At 47.9% G+C, this 20,868-nt stretch carries 19 protein-coding genes; 17 read left to right on the top strand and 2 right to left on the bottom strand.

Annotation, left to right across the window (positions count from 1 at the left end):
- Positions 1–21: 21 nt before the first annotated feature.
- The 7 genes from EDC56_RS10610 (at position 22) to EDC56_RS10585 (ending at position 4,980) form a co-directional block, all read left to right on the top strand.
- Positions 22–339 carry a hypothetical protein gene (locus EDC56_RS10610; RefSeq protein WP_123712481.1) on the top strand — a complete coding sequence of 106 codons (318 nt, stop codon included), beginning with the start codon at positions 22–24 and terminating at the stop codon, positions 337–339.
- A 220-nt stretch (positions 340–559) separates the two neighbouring features.
- Positions 560–706, top strand: coding sequence for a hypothetical protein (locus EDC56_RS19605; RefSeq protein ID WP_162844151.1), 147 nt, complete (start codon positions 560–562; stop codon positions 704–706).
- A 350-nt stretch (positions 707–1,056) separates the two neighbouring features.
- A complete protein-coding gene (locus tag EDC56_RS19600; protein WP_162844150.1) occupies positions 1,057–1,206 on the top strand; it encodes a hypothetical protein in 150 nt (49 codons plus the stop codon).
- Between the two features lie 355 nt (positions 1,207–1,561).
- On the top strand, positions 1,562–2,536 hold the full coding sequence (locus EDC56_RS10600; protein WP_123712479.1) for an XdhC family protein: 975 nt from the start codon (positions 1,562–1,564) through the stop codon (positions 2,534–2,536).
- A 136-nt stretch (positions 2,537–2,672) separates the two neighbouring features.
- Entirely contained in the window at positions 2,673–3,011 is a 339-nt protein-coding gene (locus EDC56_RS10595; RefSeq protein ID WP_123712478.1) for a YkvA family protein, read from the top strand.
- A 71-nt stretch (positions 3,012–3,082) separates the two neighbouring features.
- Positions 3,083–4,009: an alpha/beta hydrolase fold domain-containing protein gene (locus tag EDC56_RS10590; RefSeq protein ID WP_123712477.1), complete on the top strand. Its 927-nt coding sequence runs from the start codon at positions 3,083–3,085 to the stop codon at positions 4,007–4,009.
- 83 nt (positions 4,010–4,092) lie between these two features.
- Positions 4,093–4,980 carry a LysR family transcriptional regulator gene (locus EDC56_RS10585; RefSeq protein ID WP_123712476.1) on the top strand — a complete coding sequence of 296 codons (888 nt, stop codon included), beginning with the start codon at positions 4,093–4,095 and terminating at the stop codon, positions 4,978–4,980.
- 70 nt (positions 4,981–5,050) lie between these two features.
- On the opposite strand, the gene EDC56_RS10580 is transcribed toward EDC56_RS10585, so the two are convergent.
- Positions 5,051–5,620 (bottom strand): outer membrane beta-barrel protein, encoded by a 570-nt coding sequence (locus EDC56_RS10580; protein ID WP_123712475.1) that lies wholly within the window; start codon positions 5,618–5,620, stop codon positions 5,051–5,053.
- Positions 5,621–6,167: 547 nt separating this feature from the next.
- Here EDC56_RS10580 and EDC56_RS10575 point away from each other — a divergent pair.
- Positions 6,168–7,793: a phosphoethanolamine transferase gene (locus EDC56_RS10575; protein ID WP_123712474.1), complete on the top strand. Its 1,626-nt coding sequence runs from the start codon at positions 6,168–6,170 to the stop codon at positions 7,791–7,793.
- 69 nt (positions 7,794–7,862) lie between these two features.
- On the opposite strand, the gene pdxR is transcribed toward EDC56_RS10575, so the two are convergent.
- The gene (pdxR, locus tag EDC56_RS10570) at positions 7,863–9,347 is read right to left on the bottom strand and encodes a MocR-like pyridoxine biosynthesis transcription factor PdxR (protein ID WP_123712473.1); all 1,485 of its coding nucleotides are present in this window, start codon (positions 9,345–9,347) and stop codon (positions 7,863–7,865) included.
- Positions 9,348–9,676: 329 nt separating this feature from the next.
- On the opposite strand from pdxR, the gene tauA reads away from it, so the two are divergent.
- The 9 genes from tauA to EDC56_RS10520 all read left to right on the top strand — a co-directional run bounded on the left by tauA (position 9,677) and on the right by EDC56_RS10520 (position 20,861).
- A complete protein-coding gene (gene tauA / locus EDC56_RS10565) occupies positions 9,677–10,699 on the top strand; it encodes a taurine ABC transporter substrate-binding protein (protein ID WP_211333646.1) in 1,023 nt (340 codons plus the stop codon).
- Between the two features lie 39 nt (positions 10,700–10,738).
- On the top strand, positions 10,739–11,578 hold the full coding sequence (locus tag EDC56_RS10560; protein ID WP_123712471.1) for a taurine ABC transporter ATP-binding protein: 840 nt from the start codon (positions 10,739–10,741) through the stop codon (positions 11,576–11,578).
- A 2-nt stretch (positions 11,579–11,580) separates the two neighbouring features.
- Entirely contained in the window at positions 11,581–12,495 is a 915-nt protein-coding gene (locus EDC56_RS10555; RefSeq protein ID WP_211333645.1) for an ABC transporter permease subunit, read from the top strand.
- 915 nt (positions 12,496–13,410) lie between these two features.
- Entirely contained in the window at positions 13,411–14,103 is a 693-nt protein-coding gene (locus EDC56_RS10550; RefSeq protein ID WP_123712470.1) for a 2OG-Fe dioxygenase family protein, read from the top strand.
- The gene (locus EDC56_RS10545) at positions 14,093–14,806 is read left to right on the top strand and encodes an SDR family NAD(P)-dependent oxidoreductase (RefSeq protein ID WP_162844148.1); all 714 of its coding nucleotides are present in this window, start codon (positions 14,093–14,095) and stop codon (positions 14,804–14,806) included. The genes EDC56_RS10550 and EDC56_RS10545 overlap by 11 nt, the downstream gene beginning before the upstream one ends.
- Entirely contained in the window at positions 14,803–15,711 is a 909-nt protein-coding gene (locus EDC56_RS10540; RefSeq protein WP_123712468.1) for a DMT family transporter, read from the top strand. The genes EDC56_RS10545 and EDC56_RS10540 overlap by 4 nt, the downstream gene beginning before the upstream one ends.
- Before the next feature lie 513 nt (positions 15,712–16,224).
- Positions 16,225–16,629 (top strand): MAPEG family protein, encoded by a 405-nt coding sequence (locus EDC56_RS10535; RefSeq protein ID WP_123712889.1) that lies wholly within the window; start codon positions 16,225–16,227, stop codon positions 16,627–16,629.
- A gap of 51 nt (positions 16,630–16,680) precedes the next feature.
- Complete coding sequence (locus EDC56_RS10530; RefSeq protein ID WP_123712467.1) at positions 16,681–17,070, top strand: VanZ family protein; 390 nt, start codon at positions 16,681–16,683, stop codon at positions 17,068–17,070.
- A 914-nt stretch (positions 17,071–17,984) separates the two neighbouring features.
- The gene (locus tag EDC56_RS10520) at positions 17,985–20,861 is read left to right on the top strand and encodes a DUF6603 domain-containing protein (RefSeq protein ID WP_148059378.1); all 2,877 of its coding nucleotides are present in this window, start codon (positions 17,985–17,987) and stop codon (positions 20,859–20,861) included.
- Positions 20,862–20,868: the final 7 nt, after the last annotated feature.

The following is a 20,868-nucleotide window of genomic DNA, read 5'->3' as shown; positions in this document are numbered from 1 at the left end:
TACTAAAGCTGAGGTAGCAAAATGGAACTGATAGAAGATTGGGCGTTCAAGCCCGGCGTGCTGAAGTTATTGCAACAGCTGCGCGGCCGAGTCAAGCGTGAGTTGGGCATAAGTTTGAAGCTGAGTGATGAAAACTTAGCGGCGGCATTAGCAGAAGTGAAACAGAAGACAGAGGACGAACAGAGCCGGGAATATTTGGCGGAAATCGAGTCAATATTGGCGGTGAACTTTACCCCGTCAGCGCCAAAGCCAATAACAAAGCCAAAAGTGACTGAAGAGCCTAGCGAAGCGCAGGATGAAGAGCAGAGTTCTGGCGGCGGCTTCAGGGGACATTACTAGTCGATTAGAACGGCCAGTTGATAAGGGGCGCTAACCGATTAGAGTCACCTTCAAGTCGTACATTAATTTGAGTTATGCAACTATCAGTAAATCGAATTAGCCGAATGAAAGGGAGAGGAGTAACTTAAATACCAAGCCAACCGATGGGTGAGTAAGGACAGCATTAAGCGTGTTCGACCAGTCATCAACTATGTAAGCGACGAGCGCTTGGGAGTACACGATGAAGCTAATTCCTAATAAGACTGCTAACGGCATCAATACAGCAACTAGTCAGTGTGGACGTTACGCCTGGCACTGTAAGCAACCCGTCGCCAAGGCTAAGGGCATCAAGTCCAACATGAACAATATGGTGCTGCCAACCAAGTAATGCTTAACAGCGTTATTGAGGGGAGTACGAAGAGAGGCGATACCTAGCGGTATCGCCTTTTTTGTGTCTATAGCTTGGCGATTCAACGAGGAGGTGGGTAAGTCTGGCAGTGCGGGTATTTACTGCTATTGTGTTGAGTTGCTGTTAAAAAAGCCGACAAGCTAGGCCCTATAATACTGTTAAGTCACTGACTCGACTAAACATAAGTTTGGCTTATGCAACTATAGGTAAATCGAATTGGAGCTATTGCCGTGAACTCGGTAACTTAAATAGCAAGTCCACCGCTGAGTGGACAGGACAGTATAAAGACAGTTCAACCAATGAGAGAGCGACGAGCCTGGGAGCACAAGATGAAATTAATTCCGAACAAGACTGCAAACGGTGCCATCCATACAGCGACTAGCCAGTGCGGACGTTACGCCTGGCACTGTAAGCAGCCCGTCGCCAAAGCCAAGGGCATTAAGTCTAATATGCATAACCTGGCTTTCCCGACAAAATAGTACTAACCCCGTCTGAAGCAGTACTGAACAGGGCGATATCGCAAGATATCGCCCTTTTTTGTCGGTGCGCAGAATAACCCGCCTAGCGAGGCTTGTCGCTTGCTGCCTCCCCTGTCAACGAGGTGATGATCTAACGGCAGTGATAATCCCCCCTATACAGTATTGAAAGGCCTTCCTCGTCAACGGTATAGTTTAAGCGGGGCTGTTTTATGTCATGCTCACGATAGCAGTTTGGCTGCTGGCTTAGCAGTTGGCATATTTTGCTTAACGATAGAGACCAAACCTGGGTGCAAGGGTGGCCGCAGTGATGGCTGAAGAAGTGACCAAGGTGGGGTGACGGAGAAATATAACGATAATGCAGCTCACTGATCTGACGGTATTACAACAACTCAACCGCTGGCTACAGGCCGGCGAAGATGTCTGGCTCTGTAGTGTCGTCTCGACCTATGGCTCTGCACCACGGCCGGTGGGCTCGCTGTTTGCGACCAACGGCAGTCAGCGTGTGGGCTCGATATCAGGGGGGTGCCTGGAGCAGGCATTCTTCGAGAAGTTAATCGCCGGCGAATTTGCTGACTCAGCACAGCTCTTTGACTATAACAGCCAGCTTAATCGCAGTGGCCGTCCCTCCGAACTACCCTGTGGCGGCAGTATTCAGTTGTTAGTGGAGCGGCTGCAGGCGACGTCGATCAACCGTCAGCACGCGATGCTTTGGCTGCAGTTGGCGGAGAGCTTCCAACCTTTCGAACGCAGTGTCGGCCTGGGCCATGGTGGCGCTACGTTGATTACATTGGCCAGTGCACCGGTCAGTGAGGTGGTGTTGACGACGGCGATGGTGACGCTGCGCTATGCCCAGGTGTGGTCCATCGTGATATTGGGTATTAGTGCGGTCAGTGAACACGTGGCACGGTTGGCGTTGATGGCCGGTTACCGAGTGCGGCTGTGTGATAACCGTGAGGAGATGGCGGAGAGCTGGAACTTTAACGCGAGTGAGGGCGGTATCGATGTTGAGTGGGCCGACCCGGCGCAATTTGTTGAACGCCACACGACGGCGAGAAGCGCTGTATTGGCGCTGGCCCATGATCCCCGTGTTGATGATGTTGGCTTGATGGCGGCGTTTAATTGCCCTAACTTTTATTTGGGGGCACTCGGTTCTCAGGCGACGACGCGCAACCGGCGCGCGCGGCTGCAGCGTATCTGTCAGCTGGATGATGCTACCTTGGATACCCTGCATGCGCCGATCGGGCTCGATATCGGCAGCAAGACGCCGGTGGAAATTGCGATCTCGATTATGGCTGATTTGATTTTGGCAAAATCGAAGGTGCTGGTATAGGCGAAGGTGCTGGTATAGACGAAGGTGCTGGTATAGACGAAGGTGCTGGTATAGCCGAAGTCACAGCTGCTGGTATAGTAGCAGGGAGCGCAGCAACACGCCCTTTGCGCATGGGCAGACGAAAGCGAGCAACACGATGCAGATAGACGATTTTTCAGAACAAGGTTTTTGGGCCAAGTGTAAGGCCTACGCTAAAACGATAGGTTATGAGTCGATGGAAAAGGTGTTGTGGCTTTATTACGCCCTCGATTCTGAGCAGTGTACGCTGAAGCAGAAGAGTATTATTTACGGCGCACTGGCCTATCTTATCGCTCCCCTCGATGCGATCCCCGATCTCACGCCGCTACTGGGCTATACCGATGACATGGGTCTGATCGCTGCGGCGATCACTGCGGTAGCGCTGTGTATTGATGACACGGTGAAGTCGCGAGCGAGCCAGCGCCTGCAACAGTGGTTTGGTCAGTCGACGCATTAACGCGCAGGGCGATCTAGACTTCGAGCTACACTGCGATTAATCTCTAATTTTCTCAGGAAGAGGTGACGTTGATGTTAGGTTTACCAGATCAGCTGACGCAATGGCTGCGTGAAATACAGCGTGCGACAGAATTGCGCATAAAGGCGGGTTTTACTGTCACCCCCTCCGACGCGCGGGTGGCGTTGACAGGACTTACCTATGCCTTTGGTCCGAAGCAGTCGCCACTGCCGCTGGAGCAGCCACTGTCGATCGATGGTGTGTCCTGCCAATTATTTGCCGCCGGTGAGAATATCGGCGAAGCCAAGCCTATCATGCTATTTCTCCATGGCGGTGGCCACGTCGCAGGCAGTGTCGGCGATTATAAGGGTATTCTACGCAAGATCGCTCGCTTGACTGATTGCCGTGTGGTGGCTGTAGACTATGCGCTGGCGCCTGAACATGCTTATCCACAGGGCTTGAATGATGCGCGATGTGCCCTACAGGGGGTGCATCAGGCGCTGGCGAAGATCGGTGTAGCGAGTACCGAGGAGCTCTATCTGGTGGGCGACTCTGCCGGCGGTGCGCTGGCGGCGACACTGGCGATCGAGAGCAGTTGGCAAGAGCATCAGATTAGTGGCCTCGGCTTGATCTATCCGAGCCTGGACTACACTCTCTCTACGCCGGCAATAGAGACTTACGGGGAGGGTTATATGCTCACCCGCGATCGGGTCCGCTGGTACTTCGATCAATACCTGCAAAACGGCGAGGACCGGCGAGCTTGTTCGCCGCTGTATATGGATGTCGGCCCACACTTACCGCCGGTGTCGATTGTGGCGGCCGATCATTGCCCGCTGGTGGATGAGTCGCGGCAGTGGGCAGAGAAATTAAAGACGAAAAACCGCCCGGTCAGAATCGATATTGTTGAAAACTCAATACATGCTGCGTTGAATCTCGAGAAACTTTGCCCGAAGGCGAGTAACACGATTTATTCATTGATTGAGAAGATGGTGATTCGCTAGTTTTTCACGTAAGGTGCGCGCCAAATGCGCCTTGTATTTGCTAGCTATCCCTGCGCCCCGTATCCGTTTTCAAGAGTGAGACTATGCCCCTATCGACAGAACAATTGCTTTCCTTTGTTAAAGTGGCGGAATTCGGCAGTATTGCCGAGGCGGCGCGTCAGCTGAAAAAATCGCGGGCGACGGTGAGCGAGAGTATTGCCAATCTCGAGCTGGATCTTGGCTTTGCGTTGCTCGACCGCAGCCGCCGCGATATTGCACTGACGGAGAATGCACAGGCGATCCTGGTTCAGTCAAAGATCGCGGTCATGCATCTTCAACGCCTCAGTCAGTTAGCCAGTTCTGTGCTGGCGAAAGAGGAGTCAGAGTTTACCATCGCCTATGACGGGCACATTCCTGTTTCTGCATTGTCCGGCCTCGCGCTGGCGTTGAAGCAGGCATTCCCTCACACCCGGGTTAACTTACACCGCTGCTTTGGCGAGCAGGTCAAATTGGCGGTAGGCGATACGGCCGATGTCGCTTTTGTTTTATCTAAGACCACCGATGCCTATGAGGGGTTAAGTTTTAAGCAGGTCGGTTATTTCTCGCAACACTATGTGGTGGCAGAGCATCACCCGCTGAATGGTCAATCATGCTCCTCTGCGCAGTTGAGTTGTTATCCACAGCTGTTCTTGGGCGCCGGCTACTCTAAATCGTTTATGGCGCGAGGATTGAAATCACCGAACTGGTCGTTCGTGGAGAGCTTAGAGGTGTTGCAGGAGGTGTTAACGCAAACGGATAACTGGAGTATTTTGGCGTCACAAGATGCCGAGGCACTAGTCGAAAAAGGGGGCTTTGCAGTATTGCAGCCGGAGTTCTTGGCGTTGCAGCCTAGGTTGGCGATCGACCTAATCTGGCAGAGTGAACTGGAGGTGAAGGCGGTCAAACAGCGAGTGATAGAGCAGTCAGCGCAATACTTTGCCAAGCTGCGATAATGCAAGGGAGGTGTCGATGGCAGACCTGCCATCGACGGCCTCTAACGCGACCGAGGGGAGGTGCGTATAATTAGAAGCGGTAGCGTGCGCCGACGGTCATCGAAGTGTCGTAGGCTTTTAGCTGATCTTCAGGTTCGGCATACATGAAACGTGCCTCGGCAAAGAGATCGACTTGCTGAGTCAGCGCGAAGTTGCTGCCGAGGGCTGCGAATACAGCGACGTCCTCGCTAGTGTCTCGATAGTCAGGCTCGCCTTTATACTCGCCTTTTGTCGTATTCTGTACCAGCGCAAGGCCGGCCTTGCCGTAAAGTTCAAAGCGGTTGCTCAGCGGCAGATAACCAACGGCGGCGGCCGAAAGGTTTCGGCTAAGAAGTTGCGCTGTGTAGCTACCATTTGATTGATGAAATTCGCCAATGTCTTCGTAGGCAATCTCTGTGCCGATATAGTTGTTGAAGCGGTAGCCGCCATGGATGTTAACGCGGGTATTATTCGAATCCAGGTCGCCGCCGTCGGTTTTGAGGGTCATCTTGCCATGGCCAATACCTGCGCCCGCATAGAAACCAGACTTGTCAGCGGCAAGTGCATTACCTGCGATCGAGGAGAGGAGTGGTAGAGCGAGTAAAAGAGCGGCTTTTTTCATTGTTGAGAGAATCCCATTGTAAATAATAATATTACGACCGGCTGGTCGGGCTGTGCCTTGGAAGGTGCGGCCATAGTAATCAGGCGACTTTTTCTGGAATAATCAGGACGCGTCGGGAATGCCGATGGTGCATCCTATTTCATTAATAAAAGGCGACTTTTTCTTTTTTTAAAGTTCCGTTAACTTTTATACATGTTGAAAATAGTGTCGTTGTTAGGTTTTTTTTGTTTTATTAAAAGGAATGCTATCTGTCGATAACGGCTAAGCCGATGACGCTTCCTGCATTGGTAGAAGTACTTTGAGAGAAGGGGGAATTACTCGATCTGGTGGTGTGGCAGGGGCCTGATTTGTACAGGTTAACATTTAGACATATCTTGCATTGCAGATTGCGCTTATAATGGCGCGCTGTTGGCTAATGTCCTTTTCATAAACAGGCATCGGCTCTTTAATTTCCTTTTTTGATTCCAATACTGCGGTTGTTAGTACACATCATCTCATCATTCGCGGCTTTGTCGTCTGCGAGGATGCCGTCAACGTAAGAGTTAACATGAAAAAACCCACTATTAAGTCCGTCTATTTGACGGCGTTGATCGCCCTGTTTTTTACGCTGGTGCTCAACTACCCGCTATCGTTTAAGCTCTATCACATCCTCACAGAGAGTGGTGAGATGAATGTCGGCATCGCGCTGGCATTGGCGGCGGTTTTCTTCGCGCTGTTTAATCTGTTATTCACCCTGCTCTCATGGCCCTATATTTTTAAGCCTTTCTTTGTGGTGTTAATCCTATTATCTGCGGCGGCCGCCTACTCGATGTATTTCTATGGCGTGGTCTATGACTGGCGCATGATCGAGACGATGACGGAAACCAATAGCGCGGAGGCGAGTAGCTACTTAAACAGCTCGTTTATTTTTTGGTTGTTAGTGACCGGTATCGTACCGTCGCTGTTGTTGTCTTGGGTTGGCATACGCTACCAAAGCGTATTCAAGGAGTTGGCCTACAAATTATTGAGCGTCACCTTGTCGCTGGTGATCATCGGCGGCGTTTATTGTTTTTACGCGATCGATGTCGCGGCGATTGCTCGCAACAACCATACGCTGGATCAGGATATCGTGCCCTACTATTTTATTAAGGGCGCGAGCAAGTACGTGAATAAGCGTTATCTGAGCACACCGCCAGAGTTTGAGACGATTGCCGATGACGCGGTATTGCACCCGACAGAGAAACCGACGCTAGTTGTTGTGGTCGTGGGAGAGACGGCGCGTGCCGATCATTTCCCTGCGAATGGTTATGAGCGTATGACGACACCGAACATGATCTCTAACAATATGATCAGTTTGCAAAACGTCGCTTCCTGCGGCACCTTGACCGCCGTCTCGGTACCCTGCATGTTCTCGGTGATGACGCGAGAGAATCAAGATGAAAAGAAAGTGCGCTACCAGCAGAACGCAGTGGATATATTGGCCGATGCGGGCGTGGGCGTGCAGTGGAACGAGAATGATGAGGGCTGTAAAGGCGTCTGTGATCGCGTGCCGACCTGGACGGCGACGAAGGAGAACAGCAGTGAGTTTTGTCAGGGGCCGGTGTGTCTCGATGAATCGTTAATCGCGCATTTCGATCGCGATGTGGCCACGGTGATGAAGCAGCGCCAGGCCGGGGCTATTTTTATCCACACCCAGGGCAGCCATGGTCCAACTTATTATCAGCGTTATAACGAAGCCACAAGGACTTTTCAGCCTGACTGTCAGCGCAGCGATATTCAGAATTGTGAACACCAGGCGCTGATCAATAACTATGACAATACGCTGGTGTACACCGACTATGTCGTGGGTAAGTTGCTGGATAAGTTGAAGTCGTATCAACAGCAGTATAATGTCGCCCTGATGTACGTCTCAGATCACGGTGAGTCGTTGGGTGAAAACGGCATGTACCTGCACGGTGCCCCTTATTTTATGGCACCGAAGGAGCAGACCCACGTGCCGTGGATGACCTGGATGTCGCCGTCGTTCTACCGCGATAATCACCTCGATGAAGCCTGTCTGCGTCGTCATGCGGAGACTGAGAGCTATAGCCACGATAACTGGTTCCACTCGATACTCGGGTTGATGAATGTGTCGACCAAGGTTTACCAGCCATCGATGGACTTTTTTGCCGCCTGCCGCACAGACGACAGTTAGCGAACACGCTTGATCGTTACCTGGTTATTCTCAGTGCCAATTTTAGTGGCCCTGTTCAGCTAGCTAAGATCAGCTGACTAAGGTCAGTTGTCGATAGTCCTCGATTAGCTGGCCGAGTTTTTCCAGCCCCTCGTCGATGCGCTCGATGGGGATGGCGGCAAAGCCCAGGCGAAAGAAATTGCGCGGCGCCGGTTTGCGGTGGAAGTGTACGGCACCGGCCTCGATGACAATGCCGGCCTGCAGGGCACGTTTGGCTAATAGAGCGCAGTCGACAAACTCGGGGGCTTGCAGCCAGAAACTGCTGCCGTCGGTGTCGCCGAAGATGTTGCATTGGTTGAGGTGGCGCTGTATGCCGCGGCGCATCACCTCGGCCTTATCTGCCAGTTTATTCCGCAATCCCCTTAAATAACTATCGTAGTGCCCCTGCGCCATGAAGAGCGCGGCGGTGCGTTGATTGTTGCTGGGGGGGTGGCGGTACATCAGCCGCCTTAATGCCCGCGCCTCGGCAACCAGCTCGCGATCGGCGACGAGAAAGCCTAGGCGTAGGCCGGGCGATAACGACTTCGACAGGCTGCTGACATAGATGACTCGGCCTTCACTATCGAGGCTCTTTAGTGCTGGCGACGGGGCGTGGCTACTGTTAATTTCGCTCTCGTAATCGTCTTCGATAATAATAAAGTCATGTGCTTTCGCCTGAGCTAACACCGCCTGTCGTCGATCTGGTGACATGGTGATATTGGTCGGGACCTGGTGGCTCGGGGTAAGAAAGACGCAGTCACAGCCGGCCATGTGATTGGTCTTGGCGCCGTGGGCATCAATCTCTAATGGTTGTAATTGGGCGCCGGCCAGCGCGAAGATGTTTCTCGCGTCGGTATAGCCCGGTTCTTCGATGCCGAAGGTGCTGTCTTTTCGTACGAGTAGCTGGGCGAGAATATAGAGTGAATTTTGGGTGCCGATGGTGATTAGGATCTCGTCGCTGTGGCAGGCGATGCCGCGCTTACTCAGTAGCTGTTGGCGAATCTGTTCGACCAGCATAGGGTCGTCCGAGTCGACGTAATCATCGAGCCAGTCTTTTAAGCCATCACGCTGCTGTGCCACCCTGGAGCAAGCGCGCCAGTGTTGAATGGGGAAATAGTGTTGTTCGATCTGGCCATAAATAAACGGGTAGGGCTGGCGAAACCATTCGCTGGGCTTTTCGATGTTCTGCACCATAGTGGTTCGTTTTTCTAGTCGCTCGCCCCATATTGAGGGTTTATGTGCTTGCGGTTGCGGCACGGGAAAAGCTGCTGCTCCTTCTTTATAGATATCTTCGTGAACATAGAAACCACTACGTTCGCGCGACTGCAGATAGCCGTCATCGACGAGGCTTTCATAGACCAGCACGATGGTGTTACGCGACACGCCGAGTAACTTTGCCATCTTGCGGCAGGAGGGGAGAGGCTTGGCCATAAAGTGTGCAGAGCTGATTAACTGCAGTAAGTATTGTCTGATTTGTCGCTGTAAATTATCGCTTTGGTTTAACTCGAGTTGAACGAGGCAGTCGTATGAAGGCATAAATACACGTCCATTAAATTAACTTAATTATTCTGTTAGTAAATGTATTTGCAATTTGTTGGCCAAGAAATTGCTTTTATAGTTTGGCAAATGACTTTTTCTGATTAAGACATTATTTTTTTAGTGAAGAAAACGCCTTGAAAACCGCGAATCAAGTCATTGTGAAGCTGACTAGGGTGGAAGCGGCGATTAGTCTGCATGGCTGTGACGGTTTATTGTGCCGCGAGGCGTTGCCCCCATGTTTGCATCAATCTGGCCCTAACGGGAGCAATATTTTTTTCCGTATTGTGAGTTAAAAAGCTGATCATTTATAGAAGAGGTAGGTCATCGTGAGAAAATATATAAAACGAAACGTCGTTGATAAATTATTGCTGGTCACGCTGCTGGCAGTCTTTACCCAGGTGGCGCAGGCGGAGCAGGTCACCATTGGCTACCAGGGCATGTTTAATCCATGGAAGTACGCGATAGAAGAAAAAATGATTGAAAAGGCAACGGGCTACGAGATTAAGTGGCGTCGTTTCGGCTCGGGGGCAAAGGCCATGACTGCGGTAGCCTCGGGTAATGTGCAGGTGGCGGTGGCTGGCTCCAGCCCTATCGCCAGTGCCGTCAGTCGTGGCGTCGATATACAGCTGGTGTGGATTCTAGAAAATATTGCCGATGCGGAGGCGCTGGTGGTGAGAGAGGGCGCGGGGATCATGAGTCCGAGCGATTTACGTGGTAAGCGTTTGGCGGTGCCCTTTGTCTCGACCACCCACTTCCACGCCCTGTTCGCACTGCAACAGTTTGGCCTCAGTGAGAAGGATGTGAAGGTGATTAATATGCAGCCGAGCGCCATCGCGGCGGCGTGGCAGCGTGGCGATATCGATGCGGCTTTTATCTGGGACCCCGTTTTACAAAAAATTAAAACTAACGGAAAGGTGCTGATCAGCTCGGCGATGTTGAGCAGCTGGGGCAAGCCCACCTTTGATGGTTTGGTTGTGGATAAAGCGTTTGGCGAAGAGCACCAAGAATTTGTTAGCAAGTTGATTAAGGTGATTGCCAGTGTCGATGAGAAATACCGTGCCACCCGTGACAACCTCGGGACAAACAATCCAATGATTGCGGCAATCGCCAAACTCTCTGGCAGTACGCCGAATGCGGTGACCGAGGCGCTGGCGCTGTATGACTTCCCCTCGCTCGATCGACAGCTGTCGTGTGAGTGGTTGCAGTGTGAGCAGGATGGCGGCGCAGCTAAGGCGCTGAAAGCCACCTCTGAATTCCTGAAACAGCAGCGAAAAATAAATCGCTTGCAGCAGGATTATAGCCAGTTTGTTAACCCGACCTATGCACAACAAGCACAGTCGAACCTTTAACTCGCCGATGGCGTTAATCCCTAAGAGTGAAAGAATACGATGAATAGATTGTCGATCAAAGATGTCTCGGTAGTGTATCCGTCCAGCGATGGCGGCGAGGCGGTACGCGCGCTCTCGGGGATTAACTTGGATATTAATCAGGGCGAGCTGGTTGTTGCGCTCGGTGCCTCGGGCTGTGGTAAGACGACGCTGCTAAGCCTGGTCGCCGGCTTTATTCGTCCTACTGAGGGCTATCTCACCCTGGGTGGCTCGAACATCGAGGGCTTGCCGCGCGTCGCCTGCGGCGTCAACCTAGCCGACCAGATTCAGGGGCCCGATGCCAATCGAGGGGTGGTGTTTCAAAAGCACGCGCTGTTGCCCTGGCTGAATGTCATTGAGAATATTGCCTTCGGTCTGAAGATGCGCGGTGTCGATAAACGGACGCGCCTGCAGCGTGCGACAAAGTATCTCGACTTAGTTGGTCTGCAGGGCTTTGAAAAACACAAAGTTTACCAGCTATCGGGGGGCATGCAGCAGCGTGTCGGCATTGCTCGGGCGCTGACTAACGATCCGGAGATATTACTGCTCGACGAACCGCTGGGGGCACTCGACGCGTTGACTCGGGAAAACCTACAAGAGTTGTTGTTAGATGCCTGGGCGGCGACCAACAAGATGATGTTCTTCATTACCCACAGTGTCGACGAGGCGTTGTTTATGGCTTCTAAATTGATCGTCATGTCGCCGCGCCCCGGTCGCATTACCCACAGTTTTGACTTGGATTTTAATCGACAGTTCTTAGCCGAGCGTGATGCGCGCAAGATTAAGTCGTTACCGGAATTTATCCGTATGCGCGAGACCGTGTTAGATATTATTTATAATGATGAGAAGGAGGCTGTGTAACGATGACGAGTAATGTGAACGCGCTATTAGCGATGAAAGACGCAGCAGCAGAACAGCAGCGTGAACAGCAGGGAGAGGCAGCGGCACCGTTAGCGGCGGCGAGAAAAAACCTATTCTTCACTGGCGCAGCCGACGAGCCCTACGGTACGCCAGGGGCTGGCAATAGCCGGTTACTGAGTGTGGTCACCGTGTTGAGCCTGCTCGCGGTCTGGACCCTGGTGACCGAGAAGGGCATGGTGTCGTCGCTGTTTCTGCCCTCGCCGCGGGATGTGTTGGCGCAATTTGTTGCCATTGCCGAGCACGGCTTCGCCGGTGCCTCGCTGTTAGAGCACCTGCTAGCGAGCATGCGCCGTGTCTTTGGCGCCTTTGCGTTGGCGGTACTGACCGCGGTACCCGTTGGTATTATGATCGGTTGCAGTCGCTGGGTGCGGGGTATCTTCGACCCACTGATAGAATTCTATCGGCCGCTGCCGCCGCTGGCCTATCTGCCGTTGATTATCATCTGGATGGGCATCGATGAGGGCAGTAAAATCACCCTGATCTATCTGGCGATGTTCGCGCCGATTGCGATCAGTGCACGGGCCGGGGTGAAGTCGGTACGTATTGAGCAGATACAGGCGGCCTATACCATGGGCGCTAGTCGTTGGCAGGTGATCCGTCACATCATTGTCATTGCTGCGCTACCGGAGATTCTCACCGGCATGCGTATCGCCATCGGCTTCGGTTGGACCACGCTGGTGGCGGCCGAGATGGTGGCGGCGGAAGCGGGCATTGGCTTTATGGTACTCAACGCCTCAGAGTTTCTAGCCACCGATGTTGTGCTAATGGGCATTATTCTAATCGGCTTGATCGCTTACACCTTCGATCGCGGTATGCTGTTTATAGAGCGCAAGCTAGTACCCTGGAAAGGTTATTGAGCGTGTTGAACTGGCGTCACGCGCCCAGGCGCGTGACTCGCTGACCAGCTGCTGTTGATAAAAATAGGGCAATGTGCGGTTTAAGTGTAAATAAACGGCAAAAAACTCTCATAGATAAGCCGCCCTGTTTTACTCAGAAGAGAATGTAAAAGCATAGCAAGCCAGCCTTAATACCGTTATCTATTGATGATAAACTTACTTTAAACGTTGAATTTAAAATAAAACTACAAGTTATTCACTCCCCATAGTACATACGTCCAGCCTTTAGTCGCGGCACTTAAGCAACAATGCCATGCCTTCCTGCAATAGTTATTCATATACCGCGTTCTAATGATGTGTTGTTTAATCTTGCTTCTTATTAATCGTGTTAATGTATTTAAAGATAATATCGTTACTCCAGACATTTATCTGTATTTAAAGCCTCAGAGAGGCGCCGTAAATTCTTAATAGTGTCAAAAATATGTCACTTTTAATCGTGATTATAGTCAGGTAATGTACGCCTCAAATGATTAGCAGCATGGCATTGCGGTAGTTGGTATGTGCTAAGTTCACATTATCATCGATGCTGCATCCAGCCTATAACAGGGAAAGATGTTGACTGCGTTGAATCGTTATTTTCGGTATTGGTCTTAAGGAGTGAGTTTTTTAGGGAGAATAGTTATCACTGATAAGCTGTAATTGTAAGTAAAACTATCTTGTACTGCCTGGCGTAGTGGTCATAGAAGATCGTAGCTTTGGTTAATTTAAATTAATGTAGTCGGCGTCCTGTTAAATGTGGGCTTTGACTTGATGATTAATTAAAACCGTAGTTAGTAGGCTCTATTGTTGGCACGGTAGCACGGGGCCAAGCGCTGCGTTAACGGTGGCATAAAGAATAAATTAAGATAAAGTGACGTCAAGTAGGGTTAGTAGGAAATGAATATAGTAAATGGATTTAAGTTCCTTAATGGACGCGATCAGTTTGACTGTAATGTAGAGTTAAGTCGGGTGAGAAATCATTTTATCCCATTTTTTGATCATGCTATAGAGATAGATCCTTTCTCCTCAGTAAGAAAGAGAAGTTATATTAAGCTCAGGTACAATATAACCACGGGTTTAGTGTCTGTTGCTGATAATCAACAATACTTCCAGACGGGAGATGCGAATGTTGCTGATGGTGGAAAAATAAGAGAGTTTCATCAGACACCAAGCGAGTTCATTGATACTGAGCTGTTCAGGGTTCTGTTGAAAAATAACAAAGAGTATCTTGAGAGATATTCAGAGCAAAGTAGCTTAGAGGAAATGACATTAGGGATACATTTAATACGCTATGATATATTGGAAGGTGATATATCATATGCCTCTCCAGTATGGTTGCATGTTGATAATGAGCCACTTGTCTTTGTGCACTTAATTGATCTTTCGCTCAGCGTTATTGGCGGAGACAATATCATTGCTGATAGCAATTCTAATCCCACTCATGTGGTCAGGTTAGAGAATTTTATGGATACCCTAATACTGGATAAAAGTGTACAGCATGCAGTAACCCCTCTGAGCTCTAAAAATGGGCAGTCTAAGCGGGACGTTATTTTGTTTACTGTTGAGGATACTATTCAAAATGCAAGCTAAGCGAGTATTAATAACAGGGGCTAACTCGGGAATTGGGTACGCGCTTGTTAAACATTTTGAAGCATTGGATTTACAGATAAGCGCTTTAGATCGAGTATTTACCCAGTCCTACTCAAATAATGTAGTCTGTGTTTGTGTTGACCTTTCAGATAGCGATGAGCTCGAGAACTGGTTGGTACATGACTCAGACCGATTTGACCTAGTGATTAATTGTGCTGGTATACGTGAAATATGCCCAATTACTGAGCTGGACTTTGATACATGGCGGAATGTTATGAGTGTAAATATCGATGCGCCATTTTTGATATCTAAATACGCATCGCAACGCGCTATCGATGAAAACTGTAGTTGCCAGATCATTAATATTGCATCTATATCTGGATTTCAGGCAGAACCTAACCGAAACGCGTATATTGCTTCAAAGCATGCCTTGATCGGCTTAACTAAGGCGATGGCTTTCGAGTTAGGTGGCAAGGGAATCCGTGTCAATGCTATAGCGCCAGGGATTGTCGAGACGGAGCTTACAAGTGCATACTTTGAAAATGAAGAGACAAGCGCATTGATCTTAAAAAATACACCGTTAAATCACTGGGGACAGGTCGACAATATTGTGAAATCTGTAGATTATCTAATAAATAACGATTATGTAACGGGTTCCACATTAGTGGTTGATGGCGGCTGGACGATAGGGAAAGACTTATGATTCAGGTATCTTTAGCCATGTTCCTTTGGGGGACTGTTGGCATGTTTACACTTTGGGCAAACATGTCGATGATAGATGTGGCGTTTTATCGTTGCTTACTGGCAGTCATCCCACTAGCATTTTTTTGTTATTATCGTAAAGAGCTTAATCTAAATTGGTTGACTTATAAAGCAGCAGCACTTGTTGCGCTGAGCGGTGTACTCCTTGTGGCTAATTGGCTATTTTTATTTTGGTCGTTCGAGCTAGCATCTATAACACTGGGAAACGTTTCATATTACTTGCAACCAATATTCCTTGTTCTTTTAGGTATCGTTTTTTTTAGGAATTCAGTTTCTGGCAAGCAATGGCTACTGATTTTTGCTTCGTTTATCGGCGTATTAATGACGGCTGGGCTGTTTTCAGGGAAGGTTAGTCTTTCGGGGGGCGGTGATAATGTTGTGATGGGTTTGGTGTTCGCAATTATTGCAGGTGTTTTATACGCATTGGTGACTATAATAGCGAAGCCTTTAAAGAGTATTCCGGCAACGCAACTTGCTTTATGGCAGCTTGCCGTAGGCGCTGTGATTCTACTCCCCTTTGTACAAGATCTGTCTGCACCTTTTAATGATGATACTACTCTGGTGTGTATATTGGTCATTGGTATTGTCCATACTGCTATAGCCTATGTGCTTTATTATCAGGGCATTAAAAAAGTCTCTATCACAATGATTGCTATTCTTAGTTATATTGATCCTATAGTCGCTGTCTTCACAGATGTATTATTCTTCAACCACCAGTTAGACACAGTGCAGATTGTGGGGATTACACTGACTCTTTTCAGTAGTTATCTGATTGTCAGAGCTCCCAAGCCGGATGAAGATATAGCGGTGATAGGTGAGCAGTCAAAAGTCTATTCAACAAAGTAACATAGTATAACTATCTTGCTTGTTTCGAATGCGTCTGCATTGAATAGGTGAATAAATAAGCAAATTTTAGCTATAGTGAATCTATATTGGCGTTTATGTTCGCAGACAAAACGTTACTTAATACCAGGCTATATGCTCTATATGCTCTATGTGCTCTAGAAGTTTAGCAAGATACCCATAGTTAATCCGATAAATACACTCAATCAATCTACCGCATCCTTCAGTATGCGGTTTTGGTTAAGCTATCATCCCTCATACAGCCAAGTATGATAAGCCCCTAATCTAGCCATAGCTGTCGTAAATTCTTACACCTTTCAGCTGTTTGTAACTTTCCATCATGTTGTGAGTACGATAATGTATTGCTCGAATAATTAACAGGTAGGTGTAGCGGCCGTTAGCGTGGTGATATTCCGCTACTCATTAGTAGCGCAGCTGAACTGTGTTAGGCATAGTTACTATGGGGCGCGTCTGAGCTAATTGATTTATCACGAAAACAAAGAAAAGGAGTTTCAGGTGGAATTTATTGAACCATATAAAATTACAGTTTTAGTCCTCGGCTTGTCAGGGTTGACGTTTTTTATACAATTAGTCGTATTGGATGTTGTTGGCTTTAAGAACAACCATACCCCGGGTCACCCAATCCCTGCCAGTCACAATGAGCTACTGTTTCGTGCATCAAGAGCTCTTTCAAACTCCAATGAAAGTGTCGCTATATTTATTTTGTTCGTCGCCTTTTCAATTTTATCCTCGGCTAATCCGCAATGGCTAAATACATCCGCTTTGGTATATTTGTTCGCTCGTATTGCTCATATGTTATTCTACTATTTTAACTTAAAGTTGCTCCGAAGTATTTCGTTTGCAGTCAGCTTGTTCGGCTTGATGGCAATCTTTATTGTTGGAGTGTTAGCGTGGCTGTAGGAAAATATCGTGATCATGTTTGAAGCCTGATTTTCATAAGTTGTAAAAATAATGCATAAGCTAATGATGGTGGTGTCTAGCGCTTTGTTTCTATTCATTTTATGGGTGATCTATCTGACGAATACGGGGCAGCAAAGCTTGTTTTTTGATGGTGTTCGATTAATCCCATATGGCGATAAAGTAGGTCATTTCTTCCTGTTTGGTTTGCTTGCTCTTGCGGTGAATTTAGCGAGTAAGTTAAAAGTATTCTCAATCGGAAAACTTAAAATATTCTGGGGAAGCGCTATTGTTTTTGTTTTTCTCACAATTGAGGAGTTAAGCCAGTATTTCATACCAACAAGAACTCTAGACTTATATGATTTCATAGCTGATATAGCAGGTGTCTCACTGTTTAGTGGGCTTTCAGTTATTTTAGCCAAGAATAAAGTCACTCATAGCTAGTCTGCCGTATATATTCACATGTAAAGAGAGGTTGTCCATCCTTGCCTCATCTGGCTATCGACAATCACGGTAGCCCTTCAATGTCACACCTTGCTACTAGTACATCACTCTTCCCCTTAAGCAAATAAGACCTTGGCTTTGTGGTGATTCGTGTGGTCTTGTTTAGCGATTGGAAATTTGTCGCACTTTTGATTATCCGGAATCTCAAAGGTAATTAGCTTCAATTGAGCTTGTTGCTAAGACGTTTTTTGATTGCCATTAAATTACTGTAACAATCTGCATCGCTCAATTATTCCTCTCTATTCCTCGATGTGCTACGTGCGCATGCCACAGAGTCTCACATACTACCCTCGTACTCGCGAAAACATTCAGTGCTTCTTGTATATACCGAAATGTATCACTACATGAGGTTGTGTTCAGCAGGCGAAGAGTCTAATGATCCGAGTTATAGCTCTGTCTGCTCATGTTATATGAGGGCTTCTATCTTATTAAAAGTTAACAAAAATTTAAGAAGCAAGTGCTTGTCTAAAAAATAAGATGTTAGCCTTTAAATGCCTCCTGATTATACCAAGTTTTGTACCCACCGCACTTATAACATAGTGGCTGATCAAATGTGCCGTTTGGCGGCTTGGTAAACCTTAACTAATGGTGTGTGAGACTTGTTATGACAGGGAAGCTAACCCAGCCACCTGAAGCAGCTGACTATTCTGCTATTGCGTGTCAATCGTACGGTAAGAAGCTTGTGGATACTGCGCTATTAAGTGATGCAGTTGCTCTGTTCGGGGGCAAGGATTTGTACGTTGATGTGCCTGTTTCAAACTCTCTAATCAAAGCAAATATTAAACGGCGATACCTTGGTGGTAAGACATTAACATCTCAGCTTTGCTGGGATGGATACTGATTGGGATTTTAACATGAATAATATAGAGAAAAGTAATTCGAATACCCCTGGCACCTCACTGGCTCTACGTCTTGAGATTGGCGATTCAATCATTACGCCATCTGTTGAGCAAAAATTTCTCGATAATAAAAAATATTATTACGGGTCGCTTACAGGAGGGGATTTCTTTAAATATATTGATGGGATTGATGCTAAAGATTCTAAAATAAATCTGGCAACGCTGTTGAAAAACTTCGATGTTGAGCTTGAAGAGTCTTTAGCAGAAATCGTCGATTTTGATATTAGCGAGCTTGATTTTGGCTGGTACCCGGAAGACGAAGCCGGTTGGTTACATATTAGTACAGCCTATTTATCAGTTACCTTGCTCTCTGTAAAAAAATCAACAACAGAAACTTCTAGTAACTCTGTTAGCGATAAGCGTCATACACTATTGTCGATAGCGTCAACCTATGAACAAGACTTAACAGAAATTATGCCGCTGGTGGATGCGAAATCGCTGCCGACGATGCAGTTGAAGAATGCTTCAATCATCTATGCGAGCAGTAATTTTGATCAATCAATAAAGCTCGAAGAGTACTTGCCAGAAAAAATAAGAGGCGGATTGTCGGCAAAGTCTAACCCAGGGTTCTCAATTGCTGTTGAGGTTGACCTTGATGATATGACGATTCCTCTTGTGCTTCCCTTGCAGAGAAGTACGGCGAAAAGCAAAGCGTTAGCGGATGCTAAAATAAGCGCGGCCGAAAATCCACTCGACGGCTCTGATGATACTCCTAAATCATCGAATACATCCGCAAGTGTTGGCCGTTCATTAGGCCCTATTACCGTCAACGGTTTAGGGCTTGCTTACCAAGATGGCGAGCTGATCCTAGGTATGGATGGTGCCTTGAATCTAGCTAACTTCCAAATGTATCTTCTGGATATGAATCTGAAGCTAAACGTGAAAGCGTTGATGAGTGGCGACCTAGATGGCTTGAGCTTTGATCTTTCTGGTTTGTACCTTGATTTACAGACGTCAGGTTTTTCTCTGAGCGGCGGTTTCTTACGTAAAACTATTGATGATGGTCACGGCGCCTCCCGTGATGAATATTTAGGGCAGTTATCGCTAAAGACTAAGGCGCTTTCTTTAACAGCCTTAGGTATCTATTCGCAATTAGACAACGGTGACCAGAGCCTATTTGCTTATCTTGCACTGAATATGCCCATCGGTGGAGATCCTGCTTTTTTTGTTGAAGGCCTTGCGCTCGGCTTTGGTTATAACCGAGATGTGCTAGTACCGCCAGTTAATGAGGTCAATGAGTTCCCGTTGGTGACCGCCTTAGGTGGTGATCCAATAGGAGACTCAGGCGTTGATGACAGTAAATCCTTGGCGATTGTCCGTAAGCGTTTTGATGCGTTAAGCAAATACTTACCGGCGGTGTCTGGCCAGTATTTAGTTTGTGCTGGCATACATTTCAATACTTATAAACAGGTTGAATCCACAGCGGTACTAATGGTTGAGTTCGGGCAGAACCTAGGAATTCATCTTGTCGGCATATCGGATATGCGTTTGCCTATGGCGGTCGATAACCCCGTTATTGCGATTGAAATGGCGTATCGAATGTCTTTTGATATGGCGGAGGGTGTTGTTAGTCTGCAGGCTCAGCTTACTGATAACAGTTACGTATTATCGCGCCGTTGTCGTTTGACCGGCGGTTTTGCATTTAGTAGCTGGTTTAACGGAGAGCATAAGGGCGATTTCGTTGTTTCAATGGGTGGCTATCACCCGGACTTTTATGTGCCCGACCATTATCCGTCTGTGCCGCGCTTGGGTATAAGTTGGCAGGTTTCTGATAGTATTTATTTTAAGGGCGAAATGTATGCGGCATTAACGCCGATTGCGATTATGGCGGGCGCTGGAGTTAGTGCTAATTTATCCTGCGGCAGGGTCAAGGCTTGGTTCAATGCCGATATGAATTTTATTATTTATTGGCAACCCTTCCATTACCAGGCGCACTTTGGTGTTGCAATTGGCGCTGAGGTGACACTGGGGTGGGGCTGGCTTTCAAAAACTTTTAGGGCTGAATTATCGGCCAAACTTGACGTTTATGGCCCCGATTTTTCTGGCGAAGCAGAAGTCCATTGGATTATCTTTAGTTTCAGTTTTGACTTTGGAAGCAGGTCTAATAAAGCCGTTGAAGCAATCACCTGGAGAAAGTTTGAGACGGAGCAGATTCCTCCTATAGATAAGCAGTTAGACGCGAGTATCACTAAGGGAGTGCGTGAAGAGAGTAAAGCATGGAGTCTCATTGATCCCGATATATTCGAATTAAAAGTCAGCAGCATAATTCCGCTCAATAACATTAGCCTTAATGGCAATAATCATTTCGATAATGCTAAAGCCGTCAATATCGCGCCTATGGGGGGCGTTAAAATAAGCCAAGAGGACTGGGAGATTGATGTCGAAGTGACCGGATCAGGTGCGTCATCGTTTGTTATAAGCCCGGAAAATAAACGTTACCCAAAAGCTGTCTGGGGAAAAGACTTAGTCGCTAAAATTAGTGAAAAAGGGACAACGGTTGACTTGCTATCTGGACTAGTTATTACCCCTGAACTGACAGCTCCTCCGGGCTTTACTGAAGCGCTTAATGCCAGTGACTTTAGTTTTTCTGATCTCGAAGAGAGCGATGCTAATTGGCAGTGGGGAGAAGCTATCAAGGGTGATTTTTGTCATGACGCTACAAAAAACAGTGAAAAAATAAAGAATACATTAACCACTCAGGCGGTAAAAGATCAAAGAAAGAAGGTTGTCGATTTCTTCGACCTTGATTGCCAACCTACGGTTAACTTGATGAAAAATGACCTTGAATCGGCCTTTATTGGCACGCCTTTAACACAATCGGCTGCCCTTTGATGGGGAT

The sequence above is a fragment of the Sinobacterium caligoides genome (assembly GCF_003752585.1).
In the GTDB taxonomy this organism is placed as follows: domain Bacteria; phylum Pseudomonadota; class Gammaproteobacteria; order Pseudomonadales; family Sinobacteriaceae; genus Sinobacterium; species Sinobacterium caligoides.
This window is presented reverse-complemented; position numbering and strand designations above follow the sequence as displayed.

Excerpts from the sequence above, each read along its gene's own strand:
- EDC56_RS10560 (WP_123712471.1), top strand. The coding sequence starts at position 10,739 with ATGAATAGATTGTCGATCAAAGATGTCTCGGTAGTGTATCCGTCCAGC.
- EDC56_RS10580 (WP_123712475.1), bottom strand. The coding sequence starts at position 5,620 with ATGAAAAAAGCCGCTCTTTTACTCGCTCTACCACTCCTCTCCTCGATC.
- EDC56_RS10595 (WP_123712478.1), top strand. The coding sequence starts at position 2,673 with ATGCAGATAGACGATTTTTCAGAACAAGGTTTTTGGGCCAAGTGTAAG.
- EDC56_RS10545 (WP_162844148.1), top strand. The coding sequence starts at position 14,093 with ATGCAAGCTAAGCGAGTATTAATAACAGGGGCTAACTCGGGAATTGGG.
- EDC56_RS10585 (WP_123712476.1), top strand. The coding sequence starts at position 4,093 with ATGCCCCTATCGACAGAACAATTGCTTTCCTTTGTTAAAGTGGCGGAA.
- EDC56_RS10610 (WP_123712481.1), top strand. The coding sequence starts at position 22 with ATGGAACTGATAGAAGATTGGGCGTTCAAGCCCGGCGTGCTGAAGTTA.
- EDC56_RS10600 (WP_123712479.1), top strand. The coding sequence starts at position 1,562 with ATGCAGCTCACTGATCTGACGGTATTACAACAACTCAACCGCTGGCTA.
- EDC56_RS19605 (WP_162844151.1), top strand. The coding sequence starts at position 560 with ATGAAGCTAATTCCTAATAAGACTGCTAACGGCATCAATACAGCAACT.
- EDC56_RS10575 (WP_123712474.1), top strand. The coding sequence starts at position 6,168 with ATGAAAAAACCCACTATTAAGTCCGTCTATTTGACGGCGTTGATCGCC.
- EDC56_RS10555 (WP_211333645.1), top strand. The coding sequence starts at position 11,581 with ATGACGAGTAATGTGAACGCGCTATTAGCGATGAAAGACGCAGCAGCA.
- pdxR (WP_123712473.1), bottom strand. The coding sequence starts at position 9,347 with ATGCCTTCATACGACTGCCTCGTTCAACTCGAGTTAAACCAAAGCGAT.
- EDC56_RS19600 (WP_162844150.1), top strand. The coding sequence starts at position 1,057 with ATGAAATTAATTCCGAACAAGACTGCAAACGGTGCCATCCATACAGCG.
- EDC56_RS10530 (WP_123712467.1), top strand. The coding sequence starts at position 16,681 with ATGCATAAGCTAATGATGGTGGTGTCTAGCGCTTTGTTTCTATTCATT.
- EDC56_RS10540 (WP_123712468.1), top strand. The coding sequence starts at position 14,803 with ATGATTCAGGTATCTTTAGCCATGTTCCTTTGGGGGACTGTTGGCATG.
- EDC56_RS10520 (WP_148059378.1), top strand. The coding sequence starts at position 17,985 with ATGAATAATATAGAGAAAAGTAATTCGAATACCCCTGGCACCTCACTG.
- EDC56_RS10550 (WP_123712470.1), top strand. The coding sequence starts at position 13,411 with ATGAATATAGTAAATGGATTTAAGTTCCTTAATGGACGCGATCAGTTT.
- EDC56_RS10590 (WP_123712477.1), top strand. The coding sequence starts at position 3,083 with ATGTTAGGTTTACCAGATCAGCTGACGCAATGGCTGCGTGAAATACAG.